The sequence below is a fragment of the Kitasatospora dryopteridis genome, assembly GCF_050749075.1.
Lineage (GTDB): Bacteria > Actinomycetota > Actinomycetes > Streptomycetales > Streptomycetaceae > Kitasatospora.
The window spans coordinates 6320031-6344698 of record NZ_CP192749.1 but is presented as its reverse complement, the minus strand read 5'-3'; the positions used below and the strand labels follow the sequence as shown (position 1 = coordinate 6344698).

Genomic DNA, 24668 nt, shown 5'->3' with positions numbered 1-24668 from the left:
CGGAATCACGGATCGGCATCGGCCGAGGCGGTACGGGCCCTGAGCTGTCGGCGGCGCCCGATATGGTCGACGACCATGCGACTGCTGCATACCTCCGACTGGCACCTCGGCCGCTCCTTCCACCGGGAGAGCCTGCACGACGCCCAACGCGCCTTCCTCGACCACCTGGTGGCCGTCGCCGGGGCCGAGCGGGTGGACGCCGTGCTGGTCGCGGGCGACGTGTACGACCGGGCCCTGCCCGGGCTGGAGGCGGTCGCCCTCTTCGACGACGTCCTGGTGCGGCTCGCCGCGCTCGGCGTACCCACCGTCTTCATCAGCGGCAACCACGACTCGGCCCGCCGGCTCGGCGTCGCCTCCCGACTGATCGACCGGGCCGGCATCCACCTGCGCACCGACCCGGACGGCTGCGCCGACCCGGTGATGCTCGCCGACGAGCACGGCCCGGTCGCCGTCTACGGCCTGCCCTACCTGGAGCCCGCCCTCGTCCGCGAGCGCTTCGGGCTCGACCGCGGCGGCCACGACCGCGTCCTCGGCGCCGCGATGGACGCCGTCCGCGCCGACCTGGCCGGCCGCCCCGCGGGCACCCGTGCCGTGGTGCTCGCGCACGCCTTCGTCACCGGCGGCGAGACCAGCGACAGCGAGCGCGACATCACCGTCGGCGGGGTGGCGAGCGTGCCCGCCGCGGTCTTCGACGGCGTCCACTACGCCGCCCTCGGCCACCTGCACGGCAGCCAGCGGCTCGCCCCGCACCTGCGCTACAGCGGCTCCCCGCTCGCCTACTCCTTCTCCGAGGCCGACCACCGCAAGACCATGTGGCTGATCGACCTGGCCGCCGACGGATCGATCGCCGAGGAGCGGCGGATCGACTGCCCGCAGCCCCGGCGGCTGGCCCGGCTGCGCGGCCGGCTCCACGACCTGCTCCACGACGAGGAGCACGCCTGGGCCGAGGAGTGCTGGGTGCAGGCCACCCTCACCGACCCGGCCCGCCCGGCCGACCCGATGGAGGAGCTCCGCCGGCGCTTCCCGCACACCCTGCAGCTGCTCTTCGAACCCGAGCCCACCGAGGGCGACGGCGCCCCCTCGTACGCGGCCCGCGTCTCCGGCCGCACCGATCTGGAGATCGCCGAGGGCTTCGTCCGGCACGTCCGCCCCGGCACCGCCCTGGGCGCCCACGAACGCGACTGGCTCGCCGACGGCCTCGAGGCCGTCCGCCGCGAGGCCGAGCGCGCCCAGGAGGCCGCCCGATGAGGCTGCACCGGCTCACCCTCACGGCCTTCGGGCCGTTCGCCGGCACCGAGGAGGTCGACTTCGACCGCCTCGCCTCCGGCGGCCTCTTCCTGCTGCGCGGCGCGACCGGCGCCGGCAAGTCCAGCGTCCTCGACGCGGTCTGCTACGCCGTGTACGGGGAGGTGCCCGGCGCCCGCAAGGGCAACCCGCTGCGCAGCGACCACGCCGCACCCGGCCGGCTCACCGAGGTGAGGCTCGACCTCACCCTCGGCGGCCGCCGCCTCGAGATCACCCGCAGCCCCGAGCAGCAGCGCCCCAAGCTCCGCGGCACCGGCACCACCACCGAGAAGGCGCAGACCCTGCTGCGCGAGTGGGTCGCCGACACCGGCGACGGCACCCCCGGCTGGCAGGCCGTCAGCCGCTCCCACCAGGAGGCCGGCGAGGAGATCCGCCGGCTGGTCGGCATGAGCCGGGAACAGTTCTGCCAGGTCGTCCTGCTGCCGCAGGGCGACTTCGCGCGCTTCCTGCGGGCCGACACCAAGCAGCGGGCCGAACTGCTCGGCCGGCTCTTCGACACCAGGCGCTTCGGCCAGCTGGAGCGCTGGCTGGCGGACCGCCGGGTCCGCCAGGAGGCCGCCGTCCGCGAGGGCCGGCAGCGGCTGCGCGACCTCGCCGCCCGCGCCGAGGAGGCGGCCGGACCCGGGGCCGAGCCCCCGGCGGAGTGGGTACCCGCCGAGGACGGCCCCGCGGGCAGCGCCACCGGCCTCGTCGACGGCGTGCTCGGCTGGGCGGCCGTGCTGCGCAGCGACGCCGCCGAGCAACGGGCGGTCGCCGCCTGCGCCCTGGCCGCCGCCCAGGAGGCCCAGGCCGGCGCCGACCGCCGGCGGCGCGAGCAGGACACCCTGGCCGAGCGCCAGCAGCGCCACCGGGCCGCGGTCGGCACCGCCCGCGAGCTCGCCGCGGCCGGCGAGGAGGTCGCCGCCCGGCGCCGCCGGCTGGACCGCGCCCGGGCCGCGCTGACCGTGGAGTCCGCGCTGCGGCTGCGGACGGCGGCCGCCGAGGCGCACCGCACCGCTGCGGCCGCCGAACAGGAGCGCCGCGCCGAGCTGCGCCGACTGGGCGCAGCCGTACCGGCGCCGGTCGGCGGCGGTACGGCCGGCCGCAGCGGCGGCGGGGACGGCATTGTGCTCCTCCCCCACCAGGGCGGCCCGGTCGAGCCGCCCGCCGCCCCCGCGGACGCGGACGCCGCCGGGCTGGCCGCGGCCGAACGGCGGCTGCGCACGGCCGGCGGCGCACTCGCCGCGGCCCGCACCGCCGAGCAGCGCCACGCGGCGGCCGGCCGGGAGACGGCCGAACTGACCCGCCGCCGGGACGCGGCCGAGCAGCTCGTCGAGGACGCCCGGGAGTGGCTGGCCGACGCCGACGACCGGCTGAAGGGCCTCCGGGGGGAGCAGGCGGCCGCGCAGGCCGCCGCCGACACCGTCCGGCGGCTCGACGAGCAGCGCACCGAGCTGGACGGCCGCCTCGCCGCCGCCCACCGCCGCGACGAACTCCGGGTCGCCGTCGCCGACGCCGAGCAGACCGAACTCGACCTGCGCGGGCAGTTGCTCACCGCCCGCGAGACCGCCCTGGACCTGCAGGAGCGGCGGCTCGCCGGCATGGCCGCCGAACTCGCCGGTGCACTGCGCGACGGCACGCCCTGCCGGGTGTGCGGCGCCGCCGAGCACCCGGCCCCGGCCCGGCCGAGCGAGGACCGGGTGACCGCGGAGCACCAGGAGCGGGCCGCGGCCGAGCAGACCGCGGCCGAGGCCCGGCTCGACCGCGCCCGGCAGGAGCTCGCCGGGCTGCGGACGGCGGAGGCCGCCGCGCACGCGCTCGCCGGGGAGGCCGCCGCCGAGCGGCTCGCCGAGCAGCTGGCGGCCGTACGGGCGGAGCGGCGCACCGCCATCGGGCAGGCCGAGCTGCTCGGCGCGGTCACCCGCCGGATCGAGGAATTCGACCGCGACCGGCGGGAGTTCGACCGGCAGCTGCGCGAGGGCCTGGCCGAGGCCGCGGCCGCCGGCGCCCGACTGCAGGATCTGGCCGCCGAACGGCAGCGGCTCGCCGCGCAGATCGACGAGGCCCGCGGGGACGCCCCGTCGGTGGCCGACCGCGCCAGGCAGCTCGACCGGGCCGCGGACGCGGTGGCCGCGGCCCTGGCCGCCGTGCACAGCGGCACCGAGGCGGCCGCGCGGCTCGAGGAGGCCGAGCAGGAGCTGCTGCGGGCCGCCGCCGGCGCCGGGTTCAACACGCCCGCGGATGCCGTGGCCGCCCTGCTGCCCGCCGCCGAGCGCACCGCGCTGGAGGCCCGGCTGGAGCAGCACGACCGGGCGATCGCCGCGGCCGAGGCCGAGCTGGCCCGGCCCGAGCTGGCGGCCGCCGCCGCCCTGCCGCCCGCGGAGCCGGCCGCCGCCGAGGCGGTGGCCGCCCGAACCGCCGAGCGGGTGCGCCGGGCCGCCGCGCAGGCCGACGCCGCCGAGCGCCGCTGCGCCGCCCTGGCCCGGATCGGTACCGGGCTGGCGGAGCTGGCCGCGGCACTCGGGCCGGAGCTCGCCGAGTACGGCCGGATCAGCCGGCTGGCCGCACTGGTGGCGGGCGCCCCGGCGGAGAACGCGCTGCGGATGCGCCTGGAGTCGTACGTGCTGGCCGCCCGGCTGGAGCAGGTCGCGGCGGCGGCGAGTGCGCGGCTGGTGCGGATGTCCGGGGGCCGCTACACGCTGGTGCACAGCGACGGGCTGGTGGCCGGCACCAAGCGCTCCGGCCTCTCGCTGCGGGTGGTCGACGCCTGGACGGGCAGCGACCGCGACACCGCGACGCTCTCCGGCGGCGAGAGCTTCTTCGCCTCGCTCGCCCTGGCGCTGGGGCTGGCCGACGTGGTGACGGACGAGGCGGGCGGCATGCCGCTGGACACGCTCTTCATCGACGAGGGCTTCGGCAGTCTGGACGAGCAGACCCTGGAGGAGGTCATGGACGTCCTCGACGGCCTGCGCGAGCGGGACCGCGCGGTCGGCATCGTCAGCCACGTCGCCGACCTGCGCAGCCGCATCCCGTCCCAGCTGCTGGTGAGCAAGCAGCGGCACGGCTCCACACTGGCGATCGCCTCCCGCGAGGACGCCTGACGGCGAGCCCCAAGGGCCGTCCTCAAGGGCGCTCGGGTGGTCGATCCAGGGGCCCTGGGGGGGCACCCCCGGGGCCCGGTCGGCGGGCTCAGCCGGAGCAGGCGATCCGCTGGGCCTGCTGCCAGGTGCAGACCGGGCAGAGGGTGGAGCCGGCCCGGTCCGCCGGGTACTCGGTGGGCTCGCCGCAGAGCACGCAGTCGGCGCGCGGGCCGTCCCCGGCCGCCGGGGTGAGCCCCCGGACGGCCTCGCCGGGGGCGGGGGCGAGTTCGCAGACCGCCGGCTCGGCGGTGGTGTCCTGGTGGGTCATGGCCCTTCCTTCCGTGGTGACGGGACCGCTCAGCCGAGGAAGCTCAGCCGGACCGTCCGCCGGGGGTTGTCGACGTTGGTGTCCACCAGGACGACCGACTGCCAGATGCCGAGGGCGAGCTTGCCGCCGATGACCGGCAGGGTGGCGTGCGGGGCGACCAGCCCGGGGAGCACGTGGTCGCGGCCGTGGCCGGGGGTGCCGTGGCGGTGCCGCCAGCGGTTGTCGGCGGGGAGCAGGTCGCGCAGCAGGGCGAGCAGGTCGTCGTCACTGCCCGCGCCGGTCTCGATCACCGCGATCCCGGCGGTGGCGTGCGGCACGAACACGTTCAGCAGGCCGTCCCGCCCGGCGGCCGCGGTGGTGAGGAAGGCCGCGCAGCGCTCGGTGATGTCGAGGGCGACCTCGCCGGTGCCGGTGGTGGTCTCGAAGGTCAGCGTGTGGAAGGTGTCCGCCATGGTCACATCCTGACGCATCGCCGCCACGGATCGGCGGACGTCCCACGGAGCGGGATCCGGGACATGACGAAGACCCGGCGGACTCCCGTCCGTCGGGTCGTCGGCCGGCGCCGGGCCGGCCGGTGTGCGGCGCGCGCTGCGCCCCGGGGCCGGCTAGTGCCGGCTGCCGAAGAGACTGCGGCGCAGGCGGCGCAGCGGGGCGAGCAGCGAGACCCGGGCGGTGCGCCGGGGCGCGGCCTGGGTGCCTGCCGTGCCGGTGCCGCGCGGCGTGAGCTCCCTTATCAGGCCGAGGGCCTCGGCCGTGTCGACCGTCGAGAGCGCGGGCGCGCCGAGCACGGCGAGGTGGCGGTCGATCCGGCGGCCGGTCGCGCCGACACCGCACTGGATCGCCGGCACTCGTGGCCGAGCTCGCACTTGCATCTGTTCCATCGTTTCCCACCCCTACGAGGCGCCAGGGCCGTGAGGCGAAGACTATCCGTCAGTGGCCGTCCCCACGCAAGCGTCCTGGTGTTCTGCCACCGTATCGTGCGAACGGATCTGACAGTTCACCAGGCGGCCGTGGCCTCGGTCACGACTGGGCATCGATCACGGGTGACACGGCACTGCAGGTCGGGCATATCGGGTGCGTTCCAAACCTGCTTCCGGCAGCACGCCGGGTGCCGGCTCCGCGTACGGCGGCACGGCCCCGGCGCGCGAGGGGGCGGGTGCCGCTCCCGGGGTGCGACCGCGACCCGCCCCGCGCGGGTGACCCGCCGGGCCTCGGGGTCACCGGTGCGGGTGAGACCGCGGGCCCCGCCGGCGGGGCCCGGCGGGCCTCCGGTGACAGCATCGGAGCAGCCCGTGGGCGTGCCGCGGCCCCCTGGGGAGACTCCCTTCAGAAGTTGAACACGTCGGAGGGATTGACGTGGCGGAAACCTACAAGCAATATCTCTACAGACACGGAATCCCGGGCCACCCCTCGGGAGTCCCTGTCGAATGAGTTCGACAGATGAAGAAAAACTTCCGACACCTGCTGAGTCACTGTCCGGCCGTCTCGACGCTGCGGCGGCCCGACTCAGGTGCGGTGTACGGACCGGCGGTCGGTCGTTGAGGGTCGGCCGGACCGCCAAACCGGACTGCCGGTGCCGCCGCTCGCACGGCGCGGCACCGGCGGTCGCGTTTTCGGCCGTCAACACCCCGCACAGCACTCCCGGCACGTTCAGAAACGATCAGCCGAGGACACCGCTCGACACCCCGGCGATCACTTTGTGTCAACCGCCCGTCCACTTCCGCTGGCTACAGTGGGCTGTACCGGGCGAGCAGCCGCCGACCCACCGTCCTTCGCGGAGTGAACGAGCGTGAGCCCCCTCCTCAGCATTGTCCTGCCGGTCCACGGAGTGGAGCGCTTCCTCCCCGACTGCCTGGACTCGCTGCGTGCGGAGACCGCCGCCCCCGGCGAGGTCGAGATCATCGCCGTCGACGACCGCTCCCCCGACGGCTGCGGCGCCGTCCTCGACCGCTACGCGGCCCGGGACGGGCGCCTGCGCGTCCACCACCTCACCGAGAACCGGGGCCTCGGCGGCGCCCGCGCCGTCGGGCTGGCCGACGCCGCAGGCACGTACGTCTGGTTCGTCGACAGCGACGACCGGCTGCTCGACGGCGCCCTGGACGCCGTCCTCGCCGAACTGCGCCGCGAGCGGCAGCGCGCCGCGGACGGCCTGCCCGCCGCGGACGTCCTGCTCACCGACTTCGTCCACGTCTACGGCGACGGCGACACCGAACCCAACCCCTGGCGCCACCACCTCACCGGGCCCGAGCTCGCCGCCGGCTGCACCGCCGCCGACCACCCCGGCCTGCTGCGCGCCGTGATGGCCGTGTGGAACAAGGTGCTGCGCCGCGACTTCCTGCTGGGCCTCGGCGTCTCCTTCGGCCGCGGGTACTACGAGGACATCTCCGTCACCTACCCGGCGCTGCTGGCCGCCGAGCGGCTGCGCTTCCTCGACCGCCCCTGCTACGCCTACCGCCGCGGCCGACCCGGCGCGATCACCAGCACCCCCTCCGCCAAGCACGCCGACGCCTTCGCCCAGTACGACGCGATCTTCGCCTTCCTGGACCGCCGCCCCAGCCCGCTGCGCCCCGCCGTCTTCGAGCGGACCGTCCGGCAGGCGCTCACCGTGTACGACACCCCCGGCCTGGTGCCGGACGCGCTGCGCGGCGACTTCTTCCGCCGGGTCACCGCCCACATCGCCCGCCACCGCCCGCCCGGGCACGCCTTCCCGCGCGGCCCGCGCGGCCTGCCCCACCGGCTGGCCGCCCGCGGCGCCCGCCGCTGCTACGACGAGTTGCGCCGCACCCGCGCCCTGCCGCGGGCCGCGCGCCGCCGTACCCGGGCGATCGCCCCCGTGCTCCGCCGGGCCGTCCGCGGCGGGGCCAGGCTCGCCGCGTACAACGCCTTCCGGCGCCTCCCGCTGGACGAGCACCTGGCCGTCTACGCCGCGTACTGGCACCGCGGCTACGCCTGCAACCCGGCCGCCATCTACGAGCGGGCCCGCGAACTCGCCCCGCAGATCCGCGGGGTGTGGGTGGTGGAGACCCGCGCCCAGGCCGCGGCGCTCCCGCCCGGGGTGCCGTACGTCCTGCTGAACACGCCCGCCTACCTGCGTGCCATGGCCACCGCCAAGTACTTCGTCAACAACGTCAACTTCCCGCACACCATGGGCAAGCGCCCGGGCACCGTGCACCTGCAGACCCAGCACGGCACCCCGATCAAGAGCATGGGGATGGACCTGCAGGCGCACCCCGAGGCCGCGGACGGCATGGACTTCGACCGGCTGCTGGAGGCCGTGGCCCGCTGGGACTACCTGGTCTCCCCCAACCCGCACACCAGCGAGCACTTCTCCCGGGCCTTCCCCGGCCGCTACCGGCTGCTGGAGACGGGCTACCCGCGCAACGACCGGCTGGCCCTGGCCACGGCCGAGGAGTGCGCCGCCGTCCGCAGTGCGCTCGGCATCGCCGACGGGCAGCGCACGGTGCTGTACGCGCCGACCCACCGGGAGGCCCGCGGCGGCTACCTGCCGGTGCTCGACCTCCCCGGGCTGGCCCGCCGGCTCGGCCCCGGACACACCGTGCTGGTGCGCACCCACTACTTCCACACCGGCGGCGCCGGCGACCTGGCGGTCGGCCCGGACGCCGCCCGCATCGTCGACGTCTCCGACCACCCGGTGGTCGAGGACCTGTACCTCGCCTCCGACACCCTGGTCACCGACTACTCCTCGATGATGTTCGACTACGCCGTACTGGACCGGCCGATCACCGTCTTCGCCCCGGACTGGGACGAGTACCGTTCGGTCCGCGGCGTCTACTTCGACCTGCTCGCCGAACCGCCCGGCGCGGTCGCCGCCACCACGGCCGGCGTGGCCGACGCCCTGCTGGCCGGCGACCCGGAGCCCGCCCTGCGGGCGCGCTTCCGCGAGCGGTTCTGCCCGTGGGACGACGGCCACGCCGCCGAACGCGTCGTCCGGCAGGTCTTCCCGGTCGGCGCACCGGCACAGGCCGGAGCCCGCCGGGTGCTCACCGCCTGACACCGGCCCGGCGCACCGGGTGACGGACCGTCAGCCTACCCGGTCGATCTGCGCGACCGCGCCTGCGCACAGCGTGACGAGGATCTCGGCCGAAGGGCACCGGGAGGGAGTGGACGTGCGCCGGGGTCCATGTCGTAATGTGCGGACTGTTCCCGGGCCGACCGGTCGGGACGCGTCGGTCGGCCAGGGAGGGCCCATGCTCAACCTCATCACGAAGCTCGTGCTCAAGCCGCTGGCGAAGACCGTCTACCGGCCGGTCATCGAGGGCCTGGAGCACGTGCCTCGCAAGGGTGGGGTGATCCTGGCCAGCAACCACCTGTCCTTCATCGACAGCGTGGTGATCCCGCTGACGGCACCGCGCCAGGTGTACTTCCTGGCGAAGGCCGAGTACTTCACCGGCACCGGGCTCAAGGGCGCCGTCTCCCGCGCCTTCTTCACCTCCGTGATCAACGCGGTGCCGGTCGAGCGCGGCGACTACCGCGCCGCCGCCGCCTCGCTGGAGCAGGCGCTGGACATCCTCAACGACGGCAAGGCCTTCGGCATCTACCCCGAGGGCACCCGCTCGCTGGACGGCCGCCTCTACAAGGGCAAGACCGGCGTGGCCTGGCTGGCACTGACCGCCGGCGTCCCGGTGGTGCCGGTGGCCCTGGAGGGCCCGCAGGAGATCCTGCCGGTCGGCCGCCGCATCCCCCGGGTGCGGAAGGTGACCGTGCGCTTCGGCGCCCCGCTGCACTTCACCGAGCTGCACGGCCAGGCCCGCTCCGCCCGGGCCCGCCGCCAGGTCACCGACGAGGTGATGGCGGCGATCCAGGCCCTGTCCGGCCAGGAGCCGGCCGACGGCTACAACGAGATCCCGAAGGCGGCCTGATCCCGCGCGCCGAAGAAGGCGGCCAGCCGGCCGTTGAGTTCGGCCGCCCGCGCCGCGGGCATCGCGTGGTGGCTCACCCCCTCCAGCACCCCGACCTCCGCCGACGGCAGCGCCCGGCGGGCCCCTGCGGCGACCCTGCGGACGTCGTGCGCCCCGCTGCGCCCGGCCAGCAGGACGAGCACCGGCAGGCGCAGCCCCGAGACGTCCGGCCGCCGCAGGGCCGCCGGGCGGGCCCGGCCGGGCAGTTCCGCGCCGCGTGCGTACACCTCGGAGCAGCCGGCGTCCGCGCCGCTGCCCGCGGTCTCGTGCGCGAGGAAGGCACGGGCGCGCTCCGCCGTCGGGCGGAGCAGCAGCGGCAGGGCGCGGAGCAGATAGCCGGGCCGGAATCCGGCGAAGCACTGGGTGGGGTCGAGCAGCGCCAGCCGGCCGACCCGCTCCGGCCGGCGCACCGCCGCGGTCAGGGCCAGCAGGGCACCGTACGAGTGGCCGCACAGGTCCACCCGGTCGGCGGCGAGGCCGTCGAGCAGGGCGTCCAGCCAGGCCGCGACGTCCTCCCCGGTGCGCAGCGGGCGCTCGCCGCGGGAGCTGCGGCCCGGGTCGCCGGGCAGGTCCACCGCGAGCACCCGGTGGCTGCCGCCGAGGGCGGCCGCGGTGGCGAACCAGACCGCACCGGTGGCACTTCCTCCGGGCAGCAGCAGAAGCGGGGGCGCGTCGGCCGGACCGCGGGCGTGCACCCGGGTGCTGCCGTACGGGGTCGCCACATCGAGCTCGGCGGTGCCGACGGGCCAGCGGGCGAGCAGGGCATCGTAGGCGGCGTCGAACTCCCGGACCTGGCGGGACACGACTGCGGACATGGCTGACCCCCGATGCCTCGTTGACCAATACTCTCGCTGAACGAGAGAATAGCCCCGGAGGCGAGCGCGCGACACCCGCCCCGAGCCGAAGGGCCCGCCGGTACCGAAAGGGTGGGCCCCTCCTGCCCGTCGGCGGGCAAGGAGGGCGAGCGAGGGAGCGCAGCGACGGAGCATGGGGGCACCTCCCGGCCGCCAGGCCGGGGGAGACCGTCGGCGCCGGATCAAGAGGGCCCGGAGGCGAGCGGGCGACGCGAGAGAGAGACGGAGCGCCGTGGAGGACAGGAAGCCCGAGGGGCCTGCCATGGAACTGGTGCACCTGCTGCGGGCGGTCACCGTGGAGTTCGACCTGCTGGGTGCCGACTTCGCGGCCCGGCACGGGCTGCACCCGACCGACCTGCGGGCGCTGATCCACCTGCTGGACGCCGACCGGGCCGGCGAGACCGTCACCCCGGGGCGGCTGGGGGCGGCCCTGCGGCTCAACTCGGCGGGCACCACCGGCCTCGTCGACCGGCTGGAGCGCCTCGGCCTGGTCCGCCGGAGCCGCGACGAGCAGGACCGCCGCCGGGTGCTGCTGACCGTGGACGAGAAGGCAGTCGCCCTGGGCTGGTCCTTCTTCGGACCGGTGATCGGCGGGCTGGTGTCCGCCGCAGGCGCCTTCGACGAGGCGGAGCTCGCCACCGTGCACCGCTACCTCACCGCAGCCCTGGCCGCCGTCCGAGGCAACCGGGTACCTCGATAGGGGCGCGGGGCTGCGCCCCCGATGTGGCCTACTCCCCCGCTTCGCGGCGGAGGAGGGCGGCGTAGCGGCCGCCGCGGTCGAGCAGTTCGTCGTGGGTGCCGAGTTCGGCGACCACGCCGGCGTCGAGCACGGCGATCTGGTCGGCGTGCCGGACGGTGGAGAGCCGGTGGGCGATGGTGATGGTGGTGCGGCCGGCCGCGAGGGCGTCGATGGCCTGCTGCACGGCGGCCTCGGTGCGGTTGTCGAGGGCGCTGGTGGCCTCGTCCAGGATCAGCACCGGAGGGTTCCGCAGGATGGTGCGGGCGATGGCCAGGCGCTGCTTCTCGCCGCCGGAGAACCGGTAGCCGCGTTCGCCGACCAGGGTGTCGTAGCCGTCCGGCAGGGCGGCGATCATCGGGTGGATCTGGGCGGCCTCGGCGGCGGCGACGAGTTCCTCGTCGGTGGCGTCGGGCTTGGCGAAGCGCAGGTTGTCGGCGACCGAGGCGTGGAAGAGGTACGTCTCCTGGGAGACCACGCCGACCGCGCGGGCGAGGGTGTCGAAGGACAGCTCGCGGACGTCCGTGCCGTCGATGCAGACCCGGCCGGCGGTGACGTCGTACAGCCGCGGCACCAGGTAGCTGAGGGTGGTCTTGCCGGAGCCGGTCTCGCCGACCACGGCCAGTGAGGTGCCCGCGGGCACCTTGAGGTCGATGCCGCCGAGGGTGGGCCGCTCCTGGTCGCCCTGGTAGCGGAAGTCGACGCCCTCGAAGGTGACGTCTCCGCGGACGGCGGCGAGGCGGACCGGCCGGGCGGGCTCTGCGATCTCGACCGGGAGGTCGAGGTACTCGAAGATGCGCTGGAACAGGGCGAGCGAGACCTGCACCTGCACGCCGGTGGAGAGCAGGCTGACGGTCGGGCGGAACAGGCCCTGCTGGAGCGAGACGAAGGCGACCAGGGTGCCGACCGAGACGATCGGGGCGCCGCCGGCCGCGGTCAGCCCGGCGGCCCAGTAGATCAGGGCGGGCATGGCGGCCATGACGACCTGGATGGTGGACATCCGCCAGCGCCCGGCCATGTTGACCCGGACCTCCAGCTCGGCGAGCTCGTCGGACTGCCCGGTGAACTCGCGGGAGAGCGAGTCGGCTCGGCCCATGGTGCGGCCGAGCAGGATGCCGCTGACCGAGAGCGACTCCTGGACGGCGGCGCTCATCGCGGCCAGCTTCCGCTGCCGCTCGGTGGTGATCTTCTTGCGCTCGTTGCCGACCCGGCGGCTGATCCAGACAAAGACCGGGAGCAGCAGCAGCGAGACGACGGTGAGCCGCCAGTCCAGGGCGACCATGGCGACCACCGTGGCGATCACGCCGGTCAGGTTGGAGACCAGCGAGGTGGCGGTCATGGTGACGGTGGACTGCATGCCGCCGATGTCGTTGGCGATCCGGGACTGCACCTCGCCGGTGCGGGTGCGGGTGAAGAAGGCCAGCGACATCCGCTGCAGGTGGGCGTAGACGGAGGTGCGCAGGTCGTGCATGACGCGCTGGCCGACCACGGTGGATATCAGGGTCTGCAGCACGTTGAAGATGCTGTTGACCACCGCGGCGGCGATCATGCCGAGGCACAGCAGGGTGAGCAGCCCGGTGCGGCCCTGCGGGATGGCGGTGTCCAGGGTGGCCCGCAGCAGGAACGGGGTGACGACCGAGACCACGGCGGAGGCCGCGACCAGCAGTCCGACCAGGGCGAGCCGGCCGCGGTAGGGGCGGAACAGCGCGAGGATGCGGCGGAGCTGGGCGGGCGGGGCCGGCTCGGTCCGGTCCCGTTCGGGCGGGGTCCAGTCGATCCGGTCGAGTTTCAAGGGCGACCTCCGGGGACGGGGCGGGCGGGGCCGCCGGGCAAGAAGCTGCATCATCATTAGCCTAACTAATAATGAGTCTGGCCCCATTCCCGGTGGTCCGGCCGCGCCACCCCCAGTCTGGCGCTCAGTTCGGACCGTAGCTGCGCCCGGCCTTCGAGGAGATCGCGCCCGTCCGGCCGCTCGGCAGCAGCCGGCCGAGTGCCACCGCGACCTTGTAGCGCTTGCCCGGCACCGACAGGGTCCGGCCGCGCACCAGGTCGCGCAGCGAGTCGTCGACCACCCGGTCGGCGTCCAGCCAGCCCCAGGACGGGATGTTGGAGGTGCCCATCCCGGCCCGCTGGTGGAACTCCGTCCGGGTGAACCCGGGGCAGAGCGCCTGCAGCCGGACGCCGGTGCCGGCGAGGTCGCGGGCGACGCCCTGGGTGAAGCTGACCACCCAGGCCTTGCTCGCACCGTAGGTGCCGCGGGGGAAGAAGGCGGCGACCGAGGCGACGTTGACCACGGCGCCGCGGCCGCGCTCGCGCATGCCGGGCAGCGCGGCGGTGGTCGTCCGCAGGATCGCCTCGATGTGCACCTTCACCATGTCCAGCTCGGCGTCCAGCGGGACGTCGAGGAAGGCGCCCCTGTTCCCGAAGCCGGCGTTGTTGACCAGGATGTCGACCGGGTTCTCGGCGGCGCGCAGCCGCTCCTCGACGGTGGTGATCCCGGCGTCGGTGGCGAGGTCGGCGGTGAGCGTCTCGACCCGGACGCCGAAGCGCTTGCCGAGGTCCGCGGCGGCCGCCTCCAGCCGCTCGGTGTCGCGGGCGACCAGTACGAGGTCGCGGCCGTCCCTGGCGAGGCGTCGGGCGAAGGCGGCGCCGATCCCGGCGGTGGCGCCGGTGATGAGAGCAGTGGTCATGGGCCGACCGTACTGGGTCGAACGGCGCACCCGCACGGGCGCCGCCCGCCCGGGGTGTCTCCCGGTGCGGGCGGCGCGGGCGTGCGCTGCCGGGTCAGGCGCGGTAGGCGGCCCAGGAGTTGGTCATCCGGGTGACCTGCCCTGCGGTGAACTGGTACATGCAGGAGTCGTACGTGTAGTCCATGAAGTTGTGGATCGGGTCGACGCCGGTCTTGCTGGTGCAGGTGTCGCGGCCGGTCGGGCAGGCGTAGGCGGCGCTCTTCTCGGCCGGGGTGTCCGAGACGTAGTCGCCGTTGCCGTTGCAGCCGCCCTGGAAGGTGTGGTAGAGCCCGAGCCAGTGGCCGACCTCGTGGGTGGCGGTGTCGCCCTCGTTGTAGTTGGTCGCCGAGCCGCCGGGGACGGAGGCGTCCAGCATCACCACGCCGTCGTCGGTCGGGTTCGAGGCGTACGAGCTCGGGAAGGTCGCCCAGCCCAGCAGGCTCTGGCCGAGCTTGGCGGTGTAGAGGTTGAGCGCGTTGGCGCCGCCCTTGCGCAGGGCCGACTTCATCGCCTTCTCGGCCGAGGAGCCGGGGGTGATGCCGTTGTACCAGGTGGCGTTGTCCGTGTAGTCGGTGCCCGCCAGCGTGAAGGTGAACGGCGTGGCGGTGTTGCCGGTGCCCTGGCCGCCGTACGCGGCGTTCAGCACGGCCAGCTGGCTGGCGATGGTCGAGGCCGACAGCTTGCCGGTCGTTCCCGAGTGCACCACGTGCACGTAGACCGGGATGCTGGTCGCGGCCAGCGCCGAGTCGGCGAGCAGCTGGGAGCCCTGGGCGGTCTTGGCGAGCCCGGCCACCTTGGCCTTGAGCTCGGCGTCCATCGCCTGGGCCTGGGCGTCGGTGACGGCGTTCGGCTCGTGGGCGGAGCCGCCGGCGGCGCTGCGGGCGGCCGCGTTCTCCTCCGCCCCGGTGCAGGCCGAGGCGGACGGTGCGGCCAGCACGGCGGAGGAGGCCGGCAGCGCGAGCTGACCGACCGACAGGACGCCGGCGAGGGCGGCCGCGGCCAGCAGGCGGTTGCCGCGGACGGGTGCCAGGGCAGGACGGATGACACGGGCAGAACGGCGCATCTGCTCTCCCGGGGAGGGTGTGGGGGACGGCGGCCGTGGGGACCGCCGAGCAGAGGCTACGCATTCCCGCCGTGGACGCGTCAGATGCGTTCCGGCCGCGAAATACTGCGGACAAATCACTCAAATGCCGGAGGTTTACCGGCCCTTGGCCCCTTCATAGGGAGCTTTTACAGCCGCGTAACCGCACCCGTCTGGCTGAAAACCGCCACGCCGGGGCGGCGGATTCCGCCACCCCGGCACGAGACTGACGGCTATTCGGCCGTCGGGTCCACCGGACGCGCCGCCGTTTCACCTGAAAGCGGGGCACCCGGAAGCACGGCGCCCGGGTGCTCCCGGGCCGCGGTGTCGGCGGCGCCGCCCGCCCCCACCGCCTGCAGCCGCCGACCCGCGGTGGCCTTCAACTCCGGCTCCAGCCTGACCATGTCGCGGCGTCCTCCGAGCGCCACCACCGAGGGCACCAGCCAGCGGACGGGCTGCATGCCGCGCAGCCAGGCCTGGGCGTAGACGTGCACCGAACGGCGGGCGATGCCGGCGATCAGCCGGTCCACCGCGGGGCCCAGCGGGTAGGTCTTGTTGGCCGGCCACGGCAGCCGGGCCCGCATCTGCTTCAGCACGGTGTCCTGGTCGGCACCGCGCACCATGTCGGTGTCGGTCCAACTGAGGTAGCCGACGCCCACCCTGACCCCCTGGTGGGCGACCTCGGCGCGCAGCGCGTGGGCGAAGGCCTCGACGCCCGCCTTGCTGGCGCAGTACGCGGACATCAGCGGGGCCGGGGTGAGCGCGGCCAGCGAGGCGATCTGCAGCAGGTAGCCGCGGCTCTCGGTGAGCGCCGGGAGGAAGGCCCGGGCGGTGGCGACGCTGCCCAGCAGGTTGACCTCGATCACCCGGGTGAAGGCCCGGTGGTCGCTGTCCAGCAGCGGGCCGCCGATGGCGATGCCGGCGTTGGCGACCACGGTGTCGATCCGGCCGTAGCGGTCCTGGATCTGCCGGGCGACCGCGGTCAGCGTCTCCAGGTCGGTGACGTCGGCCTCCCAGGCGGAGGCGTGCGGACCGCACTCGGCGGCGACCGCCTTGAGCTCGGCGGGCTCCAGGCCGACCAGGGCGACCTTGGCGCCCTGCGCGGAGAGCCGGCGGGCCATCAGGGCGCCGATGCCGCGGGCGGCACCGGTCACCACCACGACCTGGGAGGACAGGGGCGGGTTCATGCGGTGGCACTCCTCGGGGTGTCGGCGGTCAGGGTGACGATCCGGCGGATCTCGGCGGCGACCTCCGAGGGCCGCTCCATCGGGGACATGTGGCCGACCCCGGGCAGCTCCAGCAGGCCCCGCCCGTCCGGCAGGGCGGCGGCCATCCGGCGGGCGTGCACCGGCGGGGTGAGCCGGTCCCGGCTGCCGACCACCACCGCGGTCGGTACGGCCAGCTTCGCCAGACCCGCCGTCACGTCCAGTTCGCCGAGCACCTTCGCCCAGCCGTGCCGGACGGCGGTGGGGCAGGCGTGCACGATCCGCGCGCAGGCGTCCACCCGGGCGGCGGGCGTGCCGGGGCCCATCGTGGCGTACTTCAGCAGGGCGCGGCTGACGCCGTTGACCGGGCCGAGCGGCAGCTTGGACTCCAGCACCAGCCGGTGCAGCGCCCGGCGCAGCCCGGGGGCGCGCACGGCGGCGGGCACCACCAGCAGTTCGGCGACCAAGTCGGCGGGGCCGGTGCTGATCAGGACGGCGCCGGCGGTGCGGGCGGCGACCTCGCCGCGGTCCGCGGCGGCCATGATCGTCATACCGCCCATGCTGTGGCCGGCCAGTACCGCGCGCCCGCCCGCCGGGACGACCGCGGCCAGCACCGCCTCCAGGTCGTCGGCCAGCTTCGCGGTGCCGTACCCGGTCGGGACGTCGCTGCGGCCGTGGCCGCGCTGGTCGTAGGCGACCACCCGGTGGTCGGCGGCCAGCAGGTTGACCACCGGCGCCCAGAACGGGGTGGAGCACGTCCAGCCGTGGGCGAGCACCACCAGGGGCGCGCCCTCGGGCCCGTACACCTCCACGTTGAGGCCGGTGCCGTCGGCGGAGCGGACCCGGCGGACCTCGGCGGGGTCGGGCAGCACGCAGTCGGCGGGGATCACGCCGGCACCTCCTCGGCGAGCGGGGCCGCGACGAGCGGGGCGGTGCGCTTGATCAGCTCGTACTCGGCGAGGTCGACCCGGCGGGTGGCGCGGCGGAAGGCGGTGGTGGAGGCGGGCCACAGCACGGTGTTCTTCCCGCCCTCGTCCAGGTACCAGCTGGTGCAGCCGCCGGTGGTCCACACGGTGCGGTCCATCCGGTGCTGGAGCTCGAGGTTCCAGTGCTTCTGGGCGCGGGCGGTGGGCTGCATGGCGGTGGCGCCGACCGAGTCCAGGGTGGTGAGCGCGTCGACCAGGTAGTTCAGCTGGGACTCGATCATGAGGATCATCGAGCTGTTGCCGAGACCGGTGTTCGGGCCGATCACGAAGAACAGGTTGGGGAAGCCCCGCACGGTGGAGCCGCGCAGCGCCTCCATGCCGCCCTTCCACTCCTCGGCGAGGCTCTGCCCGCCGATGCCGAAGACCCGCCGGGCGATCGGCATGTCCGTGACGTGGAAGCCGGTACCAAAGACGATCGCGTCCGCCTCGTGCTCGCTGCCGTCGGCGCCGACCAGGGTGGAGCCGCGGACCTCGGCGAGCCGGGAGGCGACGACGTCGGTGTTGGCCGCGGCCAGCGCCGGGTAGTAGGTGTTGCTCAGCAGGATGCGCTTGCAGCCGATCCGGTAGTCCGGGGTGAGTCTGGCCCGCAGGGCGGGGTCGGCGACGCCCTGCGCGATGTGCCGCTCGGCGATCTTCTGAACCAGCTTCAGCAGGCCGGGGCGGCGGACGAAGGCGTCCACCTGGAGCTCGCGCAGCGCGAAGAGCGTGCCGCGGCGCAGCGCGCCGGTCGGCGGGAGGGCGCCGTGCAGCCACTTCTCCAGGCCGGTGATCTCCCGGTCGCGGCGGGGCAGCACCCAGGCCGGGGTGCGCTGGAACACGGTGAGCCGGCCGACCTGCGGCTGGATCGCCGGGACGATCTGGGCGGCGGAGGCGCCGGTGCCGACGACGGCCACCCGCTTGCCGGCGAGGTCGTAGTCGTGGTCCCAGCGGGAGGAGTGGAAGACCTTGCCGGGGAAGTCGGCGAGGCCGGGGATGTCGGGGATCTGCGGGTCGGCGAGCGGGCCGGCGGCCGAGACCACGGCGTCGGCCGTCCAGGTGCCGGCGGTGGTGGTGACCCGCCAGCGGGCCGGGCCCTCCTCCCAGCGCGCCTCGGTGACCTCGGCGTCGAACCGCAGGTGCGGGCGGAGCCCGAAGGTGTCGGTGACCCGCTCCAGGTAGGCGCGGATGTCGGGCTGGCCGGAGAAGCTGCGCGGCCACTCGGGGTTCGGCGCGAAGGAGAAGGAGTAGAGGTGCGAGGGGACGTCGCAGGCGCAGCCCGGGTAGCTGTTGTCGCGCCAGGTGCCGCCGACGGCGGCGGCCCGCTCGAGGATCACGAAGTCGGTGATGCCCGCGCGGCGGAGCCGGACGCCGGCGCCGAGGCCGCCGAAGCCGGAGCCGATCACGGCGACCCGCACGTGCGGGTGGGCTGCCCCGTCCGGGGCGGGTTCGGAGGGCTTCTTGCTGCGGGATGCCATGCGGCGGCTCCAGGGCAGGTGGGGGGGCGGCGGGGCGGGCGGGCACGACCATTAAAACTGTGCCAGTAATCACTGGCATGATTGGCAGGGTAGCCGCTGCCGCCCCGGCGGGGAAGAAGCAGGACAGGACCCGGCCCACCGGAGCCGCCCTATGCTGAGCGGCGTGGCGGAGATCACCAGCAGCACCGGGCAGCCCCGCGAGTACCGCGTCGAGGAACTCGCCGAGGCCGCCGGCATCACCACACGGACCCTGCGCTTCTACCGCGAGCGCAAACTCCTCCAGCCGCCGCGCAAGGAAGGCCGGATCGCCTGGTACGGCGAGCACCACCTCGCCCGGCTGCGGATGATCGGCGAACTGCTGGAACGCGGCCACACCCTCGGCGGCATCACCGAGCTCATCGGCGCCGGCGAGAGCGGCCGCGGCGTCGCCGACCTGATCGGCCTGCGGGACGAGATCGCCGCCCCCTGGTCCGACGAGACGCCCGTCCGGCTCGGCTGGGACGAACTGCTCGCCGCCTTCGGCGACCAGCTCACCCCCGAGAACACCGCCGAGTCCATCGCCCAGGGCTACATCACCGTCGAGGACGACGGCATCACCCACATCAGCCGCCGCCTGATGGAGGCCACCATCGCCCTGGTCGCCGAGGGCGTGCCGCTCGCCGCCGTACTCGCCGTCAGCCGCCGTACCCAGGAGCACCTGGACGCGGTCGCCGAGGCCTTCACCGAACTCGCCCGCGACCACCTGCTCGGCGGGCTCGCCCACGTCGACGACCTGACGCCCGGGGAGGCCGCCGAACTCACCGAGCGCATCCGCCGCGTCCGCCCGCTCGCCCGCGCCACCGCGGACGCCCAGTTCATGCTGGCGATGGACCGGAAGGTCGGGGCCGCCCTCCGCAGCCTGCTCGCCGAGAACGAGGGCGAGGACGAGGGCGAGGACGAGGGCGGCGACGACGGTGACGGCTGATGCGGGCCCGCTCCCGCGGCGGTAAATCGGTCGGCGCCGAACCGTCCCGCCGGTAGCGTGCGCGGCATGGACAGCACCCCCACCGACCTCGCCGCACCGCTCGACGGGCGCGCCCTCGCCGCCGCAACCACCACCGTTCTGCTGTGGGCCTCCGCCTTCGTGGTGATCCGCGACGCCGGCGCCCACTTCGGGCCCGGTGCACTCGCCCTCGGACGGCTGGCCGTCGGCGCGCTCGCCCTGACCGCGCTGCTGCTGGTCCGCGGCGAGGGGCTGCCGCCACGGGCCGCCTGGCCGGGCATCGCCGCCTCCGGGGTGCTCTGGTTCGGGCTCTACATGGTGGCGCTCAACTGGGGCGAGCAGCAGGTCGACGCGGGCACGGCCGCGATGGTCGTCAACGTCGGACCGCTGCTGATCGCACTGCTCGGCGGGTGGCTGCTGCGAGAGGGCTTCCCGCGGGGCCTGGTCGCCGGGCTGGCGGTGTCCTTCGCAGGGGCCGTCGTCACCGGGCTGTCGATGTCCGGCGGGGCCGGCGGGGGATCGCTCCTCGGCATTGCGCTCTGCCTGCTGTCGGCGGGCGCCTACGCGGCGGGCGTGGTGCTCCAGAAGCCCGCGCTGCGGCACGCCACTCCCCTGCAGGCCACCACCTTCGGCTGCCTGATCGGCGCGGTCGCCTGCCTGCCGTTCGCCCCCGGCCTCTGGGACGACCTCACCCGGGCGCCCGCCTCCGCCACCCTCGGCCTGGTCTACCTCGGCCTGTTCCCCACCGCCCTGGCCTTCACCACCTGGGCGTACGCGCTCTCGCGCACCACCGCCGGCCGCATGGGCGCCACCTCCTACGCCGTCCCCGCCCTCGTGGTGGCCATGGCCTGGCTCCTCCTCGGCGAACTCCCCACCCCCGGAGCCCTCGCCGGCGGCGCCCTCTGCCTCGCCGGCGTGGCGGTCTCCCGCCGCACCTGAGGCAATCACCCAGGGGCGTGCGCTTTCGCGCGCTTCACGCCTCCAGGCGGCGGATGCGTTCCGCGTCGGGCGTGCGGGGGCAGGTGGTGCAGGCCTCGTCGGGGCGGACGGCGTAGTAGAGGCAGCAGCCCTGGCGGGTGCGGGTCCAGTGGGTGCGGCCGGCCGTGCCGGGGAGGCGGCGGAAGGAGGCGGCGCCGTTGAACGGCGGGGTGCCGCCGGGCAGCAGGGCGGAGGCGGCGGCCACCCCGCGGTCCTCCTCGCCCAGCACCCGGCCGAGGTACCAGAGGGCGGAGACCAGATCGTCCGTCACCATCCCCCACAGTGCGTGCGGGCCGCGCCGCACGTACGGCTGGAAGGCGCCGAGGACGGGCCCGGCGTGGGCGGCGACCGCGGCCCGCAGTCCGTCCGGTCCGGCCGACCCGTCGGAGGGCAGGTCGGCGAGCAGGGCGAGGTCTCCGGTGGACTCCTCGATCCAGAGGGCGCTCGGCGCGATCCGGGCGGCGCGTCCGTCGAGGTACCAGGGCCCGGCGGTGAGCAGGCACAGCGACCAGAGGTAGTGGTGCAGCAGCCGGGAGGCGGCGACGTGGGGGCGTGGCGCGGTGCCGTGCGCGGCGGCGATCCGGGCGGCCTCCGCCGCGACCAGTGCTTCGGCGCGGGACGCCAGGGCGTCCCCGGCGCACCACCGTTCGCGGTCGGACGGGGGCCGGTCGAGCAGGGTGACGGGCAGCACCGGGCAGATGTCGACAAGACGCCGAATCGATGCCGGCGCTCCCACGGCGGCGCCACTGCGCACGGCCGTCAGCTGGAGCATCGGAGGACTCCCGAGATCAACTAAGGTATGCCTCACCTTACATGCACCTGACGGTCCGTCGGAACAGCGACACCCCCACCCCTCGGCCGATTTGACGTGATTAGGTACGCCTAACCTAATGTTCCGTTCCGTGCCCATCACGGAACCCCGCGTGGCTGCCGGACCCGCCGCGACCTGCGCCGACACCCGCACCGCGCACCCGCGCCGACCGCGCCGCGGTTTCCGGGCGCCGCCCCCGGGCACGATCGACCGCACCGGGCAGGCCGCCTGAACACCCGTCGGGCGACCGCACCCGGCCGTCCGACGCCGACCCGTGCCCGCTCTCCGCGGGACCTCGCCACCCACACCGAGGACGACGCCCACATGCGGCTGTACCTGCTCGCCCTGAACCCCACCGACTCGGTCACCGAGGGCTTCCTGCCCGCCGCCGCCCGGCTCGGCCTGGCGGTCACCGTGCTCACCGACCAGCCGGACGCGCACCGCGCCGCGTACACCGGTCTCGCCGACCCGCCGGAGGTGCTGCACTGCGAGGTCCGCGACTTCCGCGAGGTCGTCGGGCTGATCTCCCGCCACCACCCTGCGGACGCGGTGTTCAGCAACAGCGACCACCTGCAGACCCAGACCGCGCTCGCCGCCGACTACTTCGGGCTCCCCGCCAAGGACTGGCGGGCCACCCTGCGGGCCAAGAACAAGGCCCAGCTCCGCCGCCACCTCGCCGCCGCCGGCCTGGACGCCGTCCGCGCCTTCGAACTCGCCCCCGGGCAGCCGGCCTCCGAGCTCGACCCGCCGTTCCCCTGCGTGGTCAAGCCGCGCGAGGGCGTCGCCAGCGAGGACGTCGCCCTGGTCGCGGACGCCGCCGAACTCGCCGCACGCTGCGCGGAGATCAGGCAGCGGCGGCCGCAGGACGCCCTGGTCGTCGAGGAGTTCCTGACCGGCGAGCTGCACACCCTGGAGACGCTCGGCGACGGAGTCCGCCGCCATGTGCTCGGCGGCTTCCGCACCCGGCTCTCGCCGCCGCCCCACTTCGTCGAGGAGGCACTGGAGTTCGTCCCCGAGCACCCCCGGCCGGTGGTCGACCAGGTGCTCGCCCAGCTGGACGCGCTCGACGTGGGCCTCGGCGCCTGCCACACCGAGTTCGTCGTCCAGCCGGACGGCAGGGCCCGCATCATCGAGGTCAACTACCGCGCCATCGGCGACCAGTGCGACCTGATGCTGGCCCGGCTGCTGGACATCCCGTACTTCGAGCACGTGCTCCGCGTCCACCTCGGCGGCACGCTGCCCGCCGACCTCGGTGCCCGCTCCGGCCGGCACGGCTACAACCGGCCCGTCCTCGCCGACCGGGCCGGCACCCTCACCGCCGCACCCGCCGCCCAGGAGCACGAGGACGGCGGTGTGCAACTGGTCTACCGGCCGTTCCGCGCCCTCGGCGAGCACCACGAACACCACCGCACCAACCGGGACTACCTCGGCGTGGTCTGGGCCGTCGGCAGCGACCGGCGGGCGGTGGACGGCGCCGTCGACCGGTTCCTCGCCGCCAACCGCTGGGAGATCACCCCGTGACCGCAGCCGTCCGCCCTGCCCCGGAAGCCGCCGAGGACCCGGCCGACCCGGCGGACCGGCTCACCCGGCGCGTCCTCGCCGCCCTGCACCGCGAGGACGTGCTCGGCCTGCGCACCGGCGGCCTTCTCGAACAGCGCGCCGACGGCCCCTGGCTGCGCGGCGGACGGCTCGCCCTGCCGGTCGCCGAGGACGGCTTCCAGAGCCGCTGGACCGCCCGCCGGCCGCTCCTGGAACTCGACGGCCGCCCGCTCACCGCGCTCGACGAAGTCCTCGCCGCCGTCGCCTCCCTCGCCGACCCGCGCGACCGCGACGGCCACGCCGCCTTCGCCGAGGAGTGCCGGCAGGCCCTCGCCACCATGCGGCTGCACCGGCGCGCCCGGCCCGGCGTGCTCGCCGCCCTCGCCGACCGGTTCGGCCCCGACCCGGCCGACTGGACGGGCCCCACCGCCTCGCTCGGCTTCGACACCCTCGCCGCCTACCTCGACCACCCCGTGCACCCCGCCGGGCTCGGCCGGGCCGGCCTCACCGAGGACCATCTCCGGGCCCACGCACCCGAGTTCCACCCCGCCTTCGAGCTGCGCTGGCTGGTGCTGCCCGAACGCGCCCTCACCGTGCACGGCACCGGGCCGCTGCCCGCCTGGTGGCCCACCCCCGCCGACCTCGGCTGCACCGGCCGCGGCCTCACCCTGCCCGTCCACCCGCTCACCGCGGCACCGGAGCTGGCCGCCCTCGTCCCCGGCGCTCACCTCGCCGAGCGCCGCTACCTGACCGTCCGGCCCACCCTCTCGATGCGGACCGTCGCAGTCGTGCAGGACCCGTCCCTGCACCTCAAACTGCCTCTCGCCACCTCCACCCTGGGCCTGCGCAACCGGCGCACCATCAAGCCCGGCAGCCTGGTCGACGGCGCCGCGGGACAGCGCCTGCTCGCCGCCGTCACCGCCCGCGAGCCCCGCTTCGCCGGGACCGTCCTGCACGCCGACGAACAGTGCTTCGCGCACGCCGGCCACGAACTGCTCGCCGTCCTGCTGCGCCGCCAACCCGCGGGCCTGGACGAGGCGGTGACCGTCCCGCTGGCCGCCCTGCTCGCCACCGCGCCCACCGGACGCACCGTCCTGGACCACCTCGCCGACCGCTTCCACGGCGGCGACGTGCTGCACCTCTACGACGACCTGCTGCGCCTGCTGCTCGACTGGCACACCGCACTCTTCTCGTACGGCATCGCCCTCGAGGCCCACCAGCAGAACACCTCGCTGGTGCTGGACAGGCCCGGCGGCCGCACCCGGCTGCGGCTGCTGCTCAAGGACGACGACGGCCCACGCATCAATACCGCCCGGCTCGGCGAACTCGCTTCGTACAGCCACGAGTTCGACGACGCACGGATATCCGGCACGGACGACCGGCCGGTCACCGACCTGTTCGCCACCATCACCGGCCACCTGTGCACCGGCTCGCTCGCCTTCGGCCTCGCCGAACTCGGCCGTGCCCCGCTGGCGCACGCCCTCGGCCTGCTGCGCAGCCGCCTCGCCGAGGCCGTCGACCGGATCGGCCCGGCCGGCGCACCGCTGCGCGCCGCCCTGCTCGACGCCGAGGAACTGCCGGTGAAGGCCATGGTCACCGCCGGCACCCTGCTCAGCAAGGAGCGCTCGGGCGCCGCCGACATCAACAAGCACTACACCACCGGGCCCAACTACCTTCGGGCGGCGACCGGGTGAGCCCTGCC

At 75.2% G+C, this 24668-nt stretch carries 20 protein-coding genes; 9 read left to right on the top strand and 11 right to left on the bottom strand.

What is annotated here, in order from left to right; translation table 11 throughout:
* Window positions 1–75: 75 nt before the first annotated feature.
* Together ACQ614_RS28590 and ACQ614_RS28585 are read left to right on the top strand one after the other, a co-directional pair.
* Window positions 76–1248 (top strand): exonuclease SbcCD subunit D, encoded by a 1173-nt coding sequence (locus ACQ614_RS28590; protein WP_431681688.1) that lies wholly within the window; start codon window positions 76–78, stop codon window positions 1246–1248.
* Window positions 1245–4385, top strand: a complete 3141-nt coding sequence (locus ACQ614_RS28585; RefSeq protein WP_431681686.1) for an AAA family ATPase — start codon at window positions 1245–1247, stop codon at window positions 4383–4385. The genes ACQ614_RS28590 and ACQ614_RS28585 overlap by 4 nt, the downstream gene beginning before the upstream one ends.
* Window positions 4386–4473: 88 nt before the next feature.
* Here the strand turns inward: ACQ614_RS28585 and ACQ614_RS28580 are convergent, their stop codons facing one another.
* The 3 genes from ACQ614_RS28580 to ACQ614_RS28570 all read right to left on the bottom strand — a co-directional run bounded on the left by ACQ614_RS28580 (window position 4474) and on the right by ACQ614_RS28570 (window position 5573).
* On the bottom strand, window positions 4474–4692 hold the full coding sequence (locus ACQ614_RS28580) for a hypothetical protein (protein ID WP_363488524.1): 219 nt from the start codon (window positions 4690–4692) through the stop codon (window positions 4474–4476).
* Window positions 4693–4721: 29 nt separating this feature from the next.
* Window positions 4722–5144: a YjbQ family protein gene (locus tag ACQ614_RS28575; protein ID WP_363488522.1), complete on the bottom strand. Its 423-nt coding sequence runs from the start codon at window positions 5142–5144 to the stop codon at window positions 4722–4724.
* Between the two features lie 153 nt (window positions 5145–5297).
* On the bottom strand, window positions 5298–5573 hold the full coding sequence (locus ACQ614_RS28570; RefSeq protein ID WP_363488520.1) for a hypothetical protein: 276 nt from the start codon (window positions 5571–5573) through the stop codon (window positions 5298–5300).
* Between the two features lie 908 nt (window positions 5574–6481).
* Between ACQ614_RS28570 and ACQ614_RS28565 the strand changes: the two genes are divergently transcribed.
* Window positions 6482–8704 carry a bifunctional glycosyltransferase/CDP-glycerol:glycerophosphate glycerophosphotransferase gene (locus tag ACQ614_RS28565; protein ID WP_431681684.1) on the top strand — a complete coding sequence of 741 codons (2223 nt, stop codon included), beginning with the start codon at window positions 6482–6484 and terminating at the stop codon, window positions 8702–8704.
* A 196-nt stretch (window positions 8705–8900) separates the two neighbouring features.
* Entirely contained in the window at window positions 8901–9572 is a 672-nt protein-coding gene (locus ACQ614_RS28560) for a lysophospholipid acyltransferase family protein (protein WP_431681683.1), read from the top strand.
* Here ACQ614_RS28560 and ACQ614_RS28555 read toward each other — a convergent pair.
* On the bottom strand, window positions 9545–10426 hold the full coding sequence (locus ACQ614_RS28555; protein ID WP_431681682.1) for an alpha/beta fold hydrolase: 882 nt from the start codon (window positions 10424–10426) through the stop codon (window positions 9545–9547). The genes ACQ614_RS28560 and ACQ614_RS28555 overlap by 28 nt on opposite strands.
* A gap of 301 nt (window positions 10427–10727) precedes the next feature.
* On the opposite strand from ACQ614_RS28555, the gene ACQ614_RS28550 reads away from it, so the two are divergent.
* Complete coding sequence (locus ACQ614_RS28550; protein ID WP_431681680.1) at window positions 10728–11165, top strand: MarR family winged helix-turn-helix transcriptional regulator; 438 nt, start codon at window positions 10728–10730, stop codon at window positions 11163–11165.
* A 28-nt stretch (window positions 11166–11193) separates the two neighbouring features.
* Here ACQ614_RS28550 and ACQ614_RS28545 read toward each other — a convergent pair whose 3' ends face one another.
* The 6 genes from ACQ614_RS28545 to ACQ614_RS28520 form a co-directional block, all read right to left on the bottom strand.
* Window positions 11194–13044, bottom strand: a complete 1851-nt coding sequence (locus ACQ614_RS28545) for an ABC transporter ATP-binding protein (RefSeq protein WP_431681679.1) — start codon at window positions 13042–13044, stop codon at window positions 11194–11196.
* A gap of 73 nt (window positions 13045–13117) precedes the next feature.
* Window positions 13118–13891 carry an SDR family NAD(P)-dependent oxidoreductase gene (locus tag ACQ614_RS28540; protein ID WP_431681677.1) on the bottom strand — a complete coding sequence of 258 codons (774 nt, stop codon included), beginning with the start codon at window positions 13889–13891 and terminating at the stop codon, window positions 13118–13120.
* Between the two features lie 94 nt (window positions 13892–13985).
* Complete coding sequence (locus ACQ614_RS28535; protein WP_431681675.1) at window positions 13986–14993, bottom strand: zinc metalloprotease; 1008 nt, start codon at window positions 14991–14993, stop codon at window positions 13986–13988.
* Window positions 14994–15244: 251 nt separating this feature from the next.
* On the bottom strand, window positions 15245–16198 hold the full coding sequence (locus ACQ614_RS28530; protein ID WP_431681674.1) for an SDR family oxidoreductase: 954 nt from the start codon (window positions 16196–16198) through the stop codon (window positions 15245–15247).
* Window positions 16195–17106 (bottom strand): alpha/beta fold hydrolase, encoded by a 912-nt coding sequence (locus ACQ614_RS28525; RefSeq protein WP_431681673.1) that lies wholly within the window; start codon window positions 17104–17106, stop codon window positions 16195–16197. The genes ACQ614_RS28530 and ACQ614_RS28525 overlap by 4 nt, the downstream gene beginning before the upstream one ends.
* Complete coding sequence (locus ACQ614_RS28520) at window positions 17103–18656, bottom strand: flavin-containing monooxygenase (RefSeq protein ID WP_431681671.1); 1554 nt, start codon at window positions 18654–18656, stop codon at window positions 17103–17105. The genes ACQ614_RS28525 and ACQ614_RS28520 overlap by 4 nt, the downstream gene beginning before the upstream one ends.
* A 163-nt stretch (window positions 18657–18819) precedes the next feature.
* On the opposite strand from ACQ614_RS28520, the gene ACQ614_RS28515 reads away from it, so the two are divergent.
* Together ACQ614_RS28515 and ACQ614_RS28510 are read left to right on the top strand one after the other, a co-directional pair.
* Window positions 18820–19620, top strand: coding sequence for a MerR family transcriptional regulator (locus tag ACQ614_RS28515; protein ID WP_431681669.1), 801 nt, complete (start codon window positions 18820–18822; stop codon window positions 19618–19620).
* 66 nt (window positions 19621–19686) lie between these two features.
* Window positions 19687–20577, top strand: coding sequence for a DMT family transporter (locus ACQ614_RS28510; RefSeq protein ID WP_431681668.1), 891 nt, complete (start codon window positions 19687–19689; stop codon window positions 20575–20577).
* 34 nt (window positions 20578–20611) lie between these two features.
* Here ACQ614_RS28510 and ACQ614_RS28505 read toward each other — a convergent pair whose 3' ends face one another.
* The gene (locus ACQ614_RS28505; RefSeq protein WP_431681666.1) at window positions 20612–21388 is read right to left on the bottom strand and encodes a (2Fe-2S)-binding protein; all 777 of its coding nucleotides are present in this window, start codon (window positions 21386–21388) and stop codon (window positions 20612–20614) included.
* 363 nt (window positions 21389–21751) lie between these two features.
* Between ACQ614_RS28505 and ACQ614_RS28500 the strand changes: the two genes are divergently transcribed.
* Both ACQ614_RS28500 and ACQ614_RS28495 read left to right on the top strand, forming a co-directional pair.
* Window positions 21752–22948 carry an ATP-grasp domain-containing protein gene (locus ACQ614_RS28500; protein ID WP_431681665.1) on the top strand — a complete coding sequence of 399 codons (1197 nt, stop codon included), beginning with the start codon at window positions 21752–21754 and terminating at the stop codon, window positions 22946–22948.
* Window positions 22945–24660, top strand: coding sequence for an IucA/IucC family protein (locus tag ACQ614_RS28495; protein ID WP_431681663.1), 1716 nt, complete (start codon window positions 22945–22947; stop codon window positions 24658–24660). The genes ACQ614_RS28500 and ACQ614_RS28495 overlap by 4 nt, the downstream gene beginning before the upstream one ends.
* The last annotated feature ends 8 nt before the right edge of the window (window positions 24661–24668 follow it).

Excerpts from the sequence above, each read along its gene's own strand:
- ACQ614_RS28520 (WP_431681671.1), bottom strand. The coding sequence starts at position 18,656 with ATGGCATCCCGCAGCAAGAAGCCCTCCGAACCCGCCCCGGACGGGGCA.
- ACQ614_RS28510 (WP_431681668.1), top strand. The coding sequence starts at position 19,687 with ATGGACAGCACCCCCACCGACCTCGCCGCACCGCTCGACGGGCGCGCC.
- ACQ614_RS28575 (WP_363488522.1), bottom strand. The coding sequence starts at position 5,144 with ATGGCGGACACCTTCCACACGCTGACCTTCGAGACCACCACCGGCACC.
- ACQ614_RS28585 (WP_431681686.1), top strand. The coding sequence starts at position 1,245 with ATGAGGCTGCACCGGCTCACCCTCACGGCCTTCGGGCCGTTCGCCGGC.
- ACQ614_RS28530 (WP_431681674.1), bottom strand. The coding sequence starts at position 16,198 with ATGAACCCGCCCCTGTCCTCCCAGGTCGTGGTGGTGACCGGTGCCGCC.
- ACQ614_RS28580 (WP_363488524.1), bottom strand. The coding sequence starts at position 4,692 with ATGACCCACCAGGACACCACCGCCGAGCCGGCGGTCTGCGAACTCGCC.
- ACQ614_RS28570 (WP_363488520.1), bottom strand. The coding sequence starts at position 5,573 with ATGGAACAGATGCAAGTGCGAGCTCGGCCACGAGTGCCGGCGATCCAG.
- ACQ614_RS28550 (WP_431681680.1), top strand. The coding sequence starts at position 10,728 with ATGGAACTGGTGCACCTGCTGCGGGCGGTCACCGTGGAGTTCGACCTG.
- ACQ614_RS28555 (WP_431681682.1), bottom strand. The coding sequence starts at position 10,426 with ATGTCCGCAGTCGTGTCCCGCCAGGTCCGGGAGTTCGACGCCGCCTAC.
- ACQ614_RS28535 (WP_431681675.1), bottom strand. The coding sequence starts at position 14,993 with ATGCGCCGTTCTGCCCGTGTCATCCGTCCTGCCCTGGCACCCGTCCGC.
- ACQ614_RS28560 (WP_431681683.1), top strand. The coding sequence starts at position 8,901 with ATGCTCAACCTCATCACGAAGCTCGTGCTCAAGCCGCTGGCGAAGACC.
- ACQ614_RS28540 (WP_431681677.1), bottom strand. The coding sequence starts at position 13,891 with ATGACCACTGCTCTCATCACCGGCGCCACCGCCGGGATCGGCGCCGCC.
- ACQ614_RS28545 (WP_431681679.1), bottom strand. The coding sequence starts at position 13,044 with ATGCAGCTTCTTGCCCGGCGGCCCCGCCCGCCCCGTCCCCGGAGGTCG.
- ACQ614_RS28590 (WP_431681688.1), top strand. The coding sequence starts at position 76 with ATGCGACTGCTGCATACCTCCGACTGGCACCTCGGCCGCTCCTTCCAC.
- ACQ614_RS28500 (WP_431681665.1), top strand. The coding sequence starts at position 21,752 with ATGCGGCTGTACCTGCTCGCCCTGAACCCCACCGACTCGGTCACCGAG.
- ACQ614_RS28505 (WP_431681666.1), bottom strand. The coding sequence starts at position 21,388 with ATGCTCCAGCTGACGGCCGTGCGCAGTGGCGCCGCCGTGGGAGCGCCG.